This window comes from Streptomyces sp. SID11385, from assembly GCF_010548245.1.
Taxonomy (GTDB): Bacteria; Actinomycetota; Actinomycetes; order Streptomycetales; family Streptomycetaceae; genus Streptomyces.
On the sequence record NZ_JAAGLR010000462.1, the window covers coordinates 1 to 7,662 of the forward strand.

The window sequence follows — 7,662 nt, forward strand, 5'->3', positions numbered from 1 at the left end:
CCGCGAAAGCCCCTCCGGCCCCCCGCCGTCACAGGCGCGCGGGCCCGCGGACTCACGGTCCCTCCGGCCCCCCGCCCCCACAGGCGCGGGCCCGCGGACTCACGGCCCCGTCCGGCTCCCCGCCCCGCGAGTCCCCCGCGAGCCCCCCCTTGCCTCACACCCGCTCCGGCTCCGCGAACGTGTCCTCGCGGCGCCATACGAACACCTCGGTGCTGGGCAGGCGTTCGGAGAAGAGGCCGGGCGGGGACGTCTCGCGGAGCAGGCGGCGCAGTTCGGCCTCGAAGTCCTCGCGGCGCGGGCCGAAGAGGTGCGGGGCGGCCGAGGAGTGCGAGAAGACCCAGGCCACGAGGTCGTCGTCGGTACGTTCCAGAGGCTGGCCGCCCGGCACCACGTGCCGCTCCGGGGCCGAGAAGCCCGAGCGCGCGAGCACATCGCGCTCGCCCCCCGGTGTCCCCTCGGGCAGCTCGCCCTGTCCCGCGCGGCGCACGGGGCCGAGGTAGCGCTGGACCAGCTCCTCGATCTCCTGGTGCGGCACGCCCGGGTACGGCAGCCCCGCGAGCGTCCGCACCTCGTCCTTGAGATCCGCCACGTGCACGAGCGAGCCGCCCGGTCGCAGCATCGCGCGTACCGTGCGGGCCACCCGCTCCTGGTCCATCCAGTGGAAGGAGTGGCCGAAGGTCGCCACCGTGAAGCTGCCGAGCCCGGCCGGGAGTTCCTCGGCCCGCGCCCGTACCCACCGCACCTTCCCCGTCAGCCCCGCCCCCGCCGCGCGCCGCCCGGCCTCCGCGATCATTCCCCGGTCCGGGTCCACGCCCACGACCTCGCGGAACAGGTGCGCGAGCCGCAGCGTCAGCGTGCCGGGGCCGCAGCCCACGTCCACCAGGCGTCCGCGCCCGTCCAGGCGCAGCGCTCCCGCGAGCGCCTTCGCGAGCCCCGGCGCGTACGGCAAGCGTCCGCGCTCGTAGTACGGGGCAGCCCCCGAGAACAGCGTCTCGTCCCACTCCCAGCCGGAAACCACGCCCGTTACCTCACTCCATCGTCCGTGCTCTGTCGCCGTGCGCTGTCATGCCGTCGTGCCGTCAGGCAGTTGCGGCGTCGTACAGGTGCGCCGTCATGCCGTCCGCAGTCGTGCGCCCGCGCCGTCATGCCGTCGCTCGGCCCCCGGCGGTACGCGGCGACGGGCGCCGGACCGACAGGGCCTTGCCCAGAGCAACGAGCGCATGGCCGAGGAGCGACGGTCCGGCACGCTAAGCGACCGGGAAACGTCCCGCACCCGGCCGGGAAGCGACGCTCTACCCGGCCGCCGCGGCCGTCAGATACGCGCGAATCGCGGCCGCGCTCCACGCCCCCGTCTCGGCCAGTCCCCCGGCGAGCTGCGCCAGATACGGCTTCGAGGGAGGGTTCGGCGTCACGTCGGCCGCCCGCCACGGCGCCGTGAAGGTGAGTGCGGGCCGTCCGTCGAGCGCGCCGAGACAGAGCAGCGTCTCGTAGCGCCCTGGGCCGCACCGCACGGCACGTTCCCCGCCCGCGAGCACCGCTTCGAGAGCGGGCCCGTCCCCCGGCGCCCGGTACATCTCCTGCGCGGCCACGTCCGTGAACTGCTCCCGGCTCACGTCGTACGCGCGCGCGAGCACTCGCCCCGTACTCACTCCGCATCGCCCCGCACGAGGGCCCGTCCGCCCGGCGCCAGGGCCGGGCCACTGCGCACCCACCCCCTCCGGCCGCTCGAAGAAAGCACGCCCGCCACCCCAGATCCGCGATTCCGTCGCGAAGTACAACCGCCCGCGCAACTCCAGGGCCACCCAGGAACGCGGGGGTTCCGGATCACGACAGCCGGGGTGCTCCATCGCTCCGCCTTCGGCCCGGCCGCCCTCTATGTACGCGAGGAAGCGGGCGAGCCTCATGTTGGAGCCGTAACTGACGTACCAGACCCGGTCGATGGCGTGCTGCGGCGCGCCCTCCCAGCGATCCAGCCTCCGGACCCCCGCCATGAACACCTCGCGTTCCTTGATGTTTCACGTGAAACATTGCCGCAAGTGTGCCGCATTTCCTGATGTTTCACGTGAAACATCACCCAAGTTCCGGGGACGACAACGCATGTTTCACGTGAAACATCGACCCACTCCCCCAGACCGGGACGGATGTTTCACGTGAAACATCACGCCCTCTCCGCCCGAACCACGATGTTTCACGTGAAACATCACCCCTGACTGCCACCCCGGAGGTCCCCCTCCCGCTCGGCGAGAATCCGCGCCGCTTCCGCGAAACGGCTCCCTTCCTGCCACACCGGGAGCCGTACGTGGCCGTGGTGGCCGACGTGCGGGGAGAAGGCGGGGCCGGGCGTGAGCCTGACGCCTCGGGCGAGGGCGCGCCGAGCGAGGGCCACCGCGTCGCCTCCGGTATCCGCCCATAGTCCGGAGCCGCCCGCCGGGGTGCGCCAGGTCCAGCCGGGCAGGAGCCGGTGCAGGAGGGCCGCCGTCTCCTCGTACTGCGCGGCGAGGAAGGCGCGTCGGCGTTCGCGTTCGCGCGCCGCGTGCGGAAGGAGCAGGAGGGCCGCGAGCTGATCGGCGACAGGGCCGCCGAGATCGATGCCACGCCGCAGTTCGGCGAGGCGGCCCACGAGTTCCCGCGGACCCCGGACCCAGCCGATGCGCAGCCCGCCCCAGAAGAGCTTCGAGAGCGTGCCGAGGACGAGCAGCCGCTCGGGGTCCGCGTACCGCTCCACTCCGCGCAAGGGCTCGGAGCGGAACCAGCCCAGTTCGGCCTGCGACTGGTCGTCCACGAGGAGCAGTCCGTGCCGGTCCGCGAGCGCGGCCAGCTCCCGTCGCCGCTCCCCGCTCGTGTGCACGCCGGTCGGGTTGTGGAGCGCGCTCTGCACGTAGAGCACCTGCGCGCCGGGCGCGGCGGCGTCGAGCAGGCCGAGATCGAGCCCCGAGGTGCCGAAGGGCACGCCGCGGACGCGGGTCCCGGCGCCCGCGAATGCCTCCAGGGCGCCCCGGTAACTCGGGTCCTCCACGAGGGCGAGCGTGCCGGGGCCGGTGAGCGCGGTCGCGACGAGCCACACGGCCTGCTGGGAGCCCGCGGTGACGAGGATCTGGTCCTCGCGGGTGGGAAGGCCCCGGGCGGTGAAGCGGTCCGCGAGCGCGGACCGGAGGGCCGGCAGCCCGGCCGGGTGGTAGCCGGTGTCGTCCGGGGAGCCCTCGGAGAGCAGTCGTCCGACCTCAGGCATCACGTCGGCGACGAGCGGCGAACGGGGCAGGGCGCCCGAGGACAGGTCCGCGACGACGGGCCGGGCGTCGAAGGACCGCAGGCGGCCCTCCCCGGCACGCCCGGCGGCGGCGGTTCCGCGTACGTACGTCCCCGAGCCGTGGCGGGCCACGAGCCGTCCGGCCTCGGTCAGCTCGGCGTACGCCCGTACGACCGTGCCGCGCGCGACGCCGAGCGCGGCGGCCAGTTCGCGCTGTCCCGGCATCCGCCGCCCGGCGGGCAGGTACGCCCCGTCGATCAGCTCGGCGAGCGCGTCACGCAGGGCCACGTGCACGGCGGCGCCTTCCGCGCGCCAGTCGCCGAGCAGCCGGGAGACGGTGCCGGCCTCGGAGGGGGCGGTGTCGCGGGGCGCGGGATGCCCTGCGGCTCGGCGGGCTGGCATGGCTTTCTCTCCTGGCGGCAGGCATCCGGAGGGGCGGTCCGGGTGAGGTGTGGCCCTGTGGACCATTCGGCGCCAAGTGGACCACGTGGCGGCCTTGCGCGCGGCGCAGACTCCACCACAGGAGGGTTCGCGGGGTTCGTGAGGAGCCCGGCGGGCCCGGCAACCGTACGGGCGGACGACGAGGTCCCGGAAACGGGCGGAGCGGGAGGCGGACAGGATGGCGACGGTCGTTCTCATCGGCACGCTGGACACGAAGGGCGAGGAGTACGCGTGGCTCGCCGAGCGGGTGCGGCGGCACGGGGCGCGCACGGTGATGGTCGATGTCGGGCCGCTCTCGGTGCCCGCCGAGGCGCCCGAAGGGCCCTGGGACGCGTGGATCGACGCGGCCGAGGTGGCGCGAGCGGCCGGTACGGAGCAGACGACGCTGCGCGCGGCGGGCGACCGGGGCGCGGCGATGACGGCGATGGCCTCGGGCGCGGCCGAGGTGGCCCTGCGCCTGTACGCGGAGGGGCGGCTCGACGCGGTGCTCGCCGTGGGCGGCTCGGGCGGCTCCTCGGTCGCCGCGCGGGCGATGCGGGCGCTGCCGGTCGGCGTCCCGAAGCTGCTCGTGTCGACGATGGCGTCGGGCGATGTCTCGCCGTACGTGGGGGAGGCGGACGTGACCGTCATGCACGCCGTCGTCGACGTGGCGGGCGTCAACTCCGTCTCCGCGCAGATCTTCGGCAACGCCGCCGCTGCCGCGAGCGCGATGGCGAGCGAGCACGAGGCGCGGAAGTCCGCGCCATCGGCGCCGGGACGTCCGCTGGTCGGTCTCTCGATGTTCGGGCTCACGACGCCGGCGGTGGACGAGGCGCGCGCCGAACTGACCGCGCTCGGCTACGAGCCGCTCGTCTTCCACGCCACGGGCGCCGGCGGGCGCGCGCTGGAGAAGCTGGCCGGTGACGGGCGGCTCGCGGGGGTGCTCGACCTCACGACGACGGAACTCGCGGACGATCTCGTCGGCGGCGTGCTGAGCGCGGGTCCGCACCGTCTTGAGGCGGCGGGGGCGCGCGGCATCCCGCAGGTCGTCTCGCTCGGCGCGCTCGACATGGTCAATTTCGGGCCGCGCGAGAGCGTCCCCGCGCGCTTCGCCGAGCGTCGCTTCCTCGTCCACAACCCGACGGTCACGCTGATGCGGACCACGCCGGAGGAGAACGCGGAACTCGGCCGCCGCGTCGGCGCGAAGCTCGCGGCGGCGCGCGGGCCTGTCACGCTCCTGCTGCCGCTGCGCGGCGTGAGCGGCATCGACGCCGAGGGCGGTCCGTTCCGCGACGAGGCGGCGGACGCGGCGCTCTTCGCGGCGGTGCGCGCGGCCGTGGCGGGCTCCGCCGTCGAGGTGCGCGAGGAGGACGCGCACCTCAACGACCCGGGCTTCGGCGCCCGGGCGGCGCGCAGGCTCCACGCGCACATCACGGCGACGGGCGCGTGACTCCCGTACGGACCGTGCGGCTGGGGCCGTCCCCACGCCCGTACGGCCCGTACGGCCCGGGGTGCCTCCGCCCCGTGCGGCCGGACGCGACCCGCACGCGTGGACGCCCCTCCACCCCTACATCCGATCCCCGAAAGGTGAATCCCATGGACAGGAAGACCGCACTCGACCGGCTCAAGGCGACCGTGGCCGCCGGGCAGCCGGTCATCGGCGGCGGCGCGGGCACCGGCATCACGGCGAAGTCGGCCGAGGCCGGGGGCATCGACCTGCTGATCATCTACAACTCGGGGCGCTACCGCATGGCCGGTCGCGGCTCGCTCGCGGGACTGCTCGCCTACGGCGACGCGAACGCGATCGTGATGGACATGGCCAACGAGGTGCTGCCCGTCGTCAAGGACACGCCGGTCCTCGCGGGTGTCAACGGCACCGATCCCTTCCGGGTGATGGGCCGTTTCCTCGACGAGATCAAGGCGGCGGGCTTCGCGGGAGTGCAGAACTTCCCGACGGTCGGCCTCATCGACGGCGTCTTCCGGCAGAACCTGGAGGAGACCGGGATGGGCTTCGGCCTGGAGGTCGAGATGATCGCCGAGGCGCACGCGCGCGGGCTGCTCACGGCGCCGTACGTCTTCGACCCCGCGCAGGCGACAGCGATGGCGCGGGCCGGGGCCGACGTGCTCGTTCCGCATCTCGGGCTCACGACGAAGGGCACGATCGGGGCGAGCACGGCGCTGACGCTCGACGAGTGCGTGGAGCGCGTGCAGGCGATGCGGGACGCGGCCGTCGCGGTCAACCCGGACATCCTGGTGCTGTGCCACGGCGGCCCGATCGCGGAGCCCGAGGACGCGAAGTACGTACTGGAACGGACGCACGGCGTCGTCGGCTTCTTCGGCGCGAGCTCCATCGAACGGCTCCCCACCGAAACCGCGATCCGCCACCAGACGGAGGCGTTCAAGGCGGTACGGGTGCGGGGCTGAGGGGGCTGGTGGCGAGGCTGGGCGCGGGCGGGGGGGGCTGAGGGGCTGGATCGGCGCTGAGCGGGGGCCCGACGGCCTCGGTCGTACGTCGCAGCAGTTCGGCCATGCGCTCCCTCGGAATCTCGCCACATCCACGCTCGCCAACCCTCGACGGAGTGTCACCTCACGCCGCCGAAGGTGGCCCGCGTATGGCCCGCCCGCCTTGACCCCGACCGGAATCGACGCGCCCAACCTGAGCCCCCCCCCACACGCCGAAGGGGCGCCCCGCCAACGCGGTGCGCCCCTTCTGAGCTGCGGTCTTTGTGACCTGCGGCGGAGGGTGTGGGATTTGAACCCACGGTGGTGTCGCCACCACGACGGTTTTCAAGACCGTTCCCTTAGGCCGCTCGGGCAACCCTCCCCGCCCCGCCGGAGGCCGGTGGGGCGGGGTACAGCGTACCGGTCTAGTCGTCGCCCTTGCGCTGGCCGAGGGTGACTTCGGTGGTGTGCTCGCTGCCGTCGCGCTTGTAGGTGATCTTCACCTTGTCGCCGGGCTGGTGGGTCCAGATCTCGCCGATGAGGGTCGGGCCGCTGTCGACGATCGTGTCGTCGAACTTGATGATCGTGTCTCCCGACTTGAGGCCGGCCTTCGCGGCGGGGCCGCCGGGGGTGACGGCCGGGTCGCTGCCCGTGCCCTGGTCGGAGACCGTGGCGCCGTCCATGCCCTCTTCGAGGGACACCGTCGCGCCGATCACCGGGTAGACCGGCGTGCCGGTCTTGATGAGCTGTTCGGCGACCCGCTTCGCCTGGTTGATCGGGATGGCGAAGCCGAGGCCGATCGAGCCGCCCTGGCTGGAGCCGCCGCCGAGGCCGCCGCCCGAGTTGCCGGGCTGGATCGCCGAGTTGATGCCGATGACCTGGCCGCGCTCGTTGAGGAGCGGGCCGCCGGAGTTGCCCGGGTTGATCGAGGCGTCGGTCTGGAGGGCGCTCATGTACGAGCTCTTCGCGCTCTCGCCGTCGCTGGAGGCGACCGGGCGGTCCTTGGCGCTGACGATGCCCGTGGTCACGGTGTTCGACAGGCCGAAGGGCGCGCCGATCGCGATCGTCGAGTCACCGACGGCCGTACGGTCCGAGTCGCCGAGCACGAGCGGCTTGAGGCCCGAGGCGTTCTTGAGCTTGATCACCGCGACGTCGTAGCCCTGCGCGTGGCCGATCACCTCGGCCGCGTACTTCTTGCCGTTGGAGAAGGTCGCGGTGAGCTTGCCGCCCGAGGCGGCGGAGGCGACGACGTGGTTGTTGGTGAGGATGTGGCCCTGCTTGTCGTAGACGAAGCCGGTGCCCGTGGAGCCCTCGCCGTCACCGCCCTGCGCCTCGATCGTCACGACGCTCGGCAGCGCGGCCTGGGCGATGCCCGCGACGGAGCCGGCGGCGCGCTTGGTGCTCGCGGGGCTGTCGGCCGCGGCGATCGTCGTGGAGCCGGTGCCGTTGTCGTCGCGGTCGGCGGCCCAGTAGCCGATGCCGCCGCCGACGCCGCCCGCGACGAGCGCGGCCACGATCACGGCGGCGAGGAAGACGCCACGGCCGCGCTTGCG

The 7,662-nt window shown here is 73.8% G+C and carries 6 protein-coding genes and 1 tRNA gene; 2 read left to right on the forward strand and 5 right to left on the reverse strand.

The features are described from left to right. Positions 1 to 154: 154 nt before the first annotated feature. The 3 genes from G3I42_RS14205 to G3I42_RS14215 form a co-directional block, all read right to left on the reverse strand. Positions 155 to 1,018, reverse strand: coding sequence for a class I SAM-dependent methyltransferase (locus tag G3I42_RS14205; protein WP_164285948.1), 864 nt, complete (start codon positions 1,016 to 1,018; stop codon positions 155 to 157). 274 nt (positions 1,019 to 1,292) lie between these two features. Next, positions 1,293 to 1,991 carry a histone deacetylase gene (locus G3I42_RS14210; protein ID WP_203606798.1) on the reverse strand — a complete coding sequence of 233 codons (699 nt, stop codon included), beginning with the start codon at positions 1,989 to 1,991 and terminating at the stop codon, positions 1,293 to 1,295. A gap of 209 nt (positions 1,992 to 2,200) precedes the next feature. Next, positions 2,201 to 3,649 (reverse strand): PLP-dependent aminotransferase family protein, encoded by a 1,449-nt coding sequence (locus G3I42_RS14215; protein WP_164285952.1) that lies wholly within the window; start codon positions 3,647 to 3,649, stop codon positions 2,201 to 2,203. 217 nt (positions 3,650 to 3,866) lie between these two features. Between G3I42_RS14215 and G3I42_RS14220 the strand changes: the two genes are divergently transcribed. Both G3I42_RS14220 and G3I42_RS14225 read left to right on the forward strand, forming a co-directional pair. Continuing rightward, positions 3,867 to 5,117 (forward strand): Tm-1-like ATP-binding domain-containing protein, encoded by a 1,251-nt coding sequence (locus G3I42_RS14220; protein WP_164285954.1) that lies wholly within the window; start codon positions 3,867 to 3,869, stop codon positions 5,115 to 5,117. Positions 5,118 to 5,263: 146 nt separating this feature from the next. Then, positions 5,264 to 6,091 (forward strand): phosphoenolpyruvate hydrolase family protein, encoded by an 828-nt coding sequence (locus G3I42_RS14225; RefSeq protein ID WP_164285955.1) that lies wholly within the window; start codon positions 5,264 to 5,266, stop codon positions 6,089 to 6,091. A 313-nt stretch (positions 6,092 to 6,404) separates the two neighbouring features. On the opposite strand, the gene G3I42_RS14230 is transcribed toward G3I42_RS14225, so the two are convergent. Both G3I42_RS14230 and G3I42_RS14235 read right to left on the reverse strand, forming a co-directional pair. Continuing rightward, a tRNA-Ser gene (locus G3I42_RS14230) sits at positions 6,405 to 6,491 on the reverse strand. A 43-nt stretch (positions 6,492 to 6,534) separates the two neighbouring features. Next, a partial coding sequence (locus G3I42_RS14235; RefSeq protein ID WP_203606799.1) for a trypsin-like peptidase domain-containing protein occupies positions 6,535 to 7,662 on the reverse strand: 1,128 nt, incomplete at its 5' end.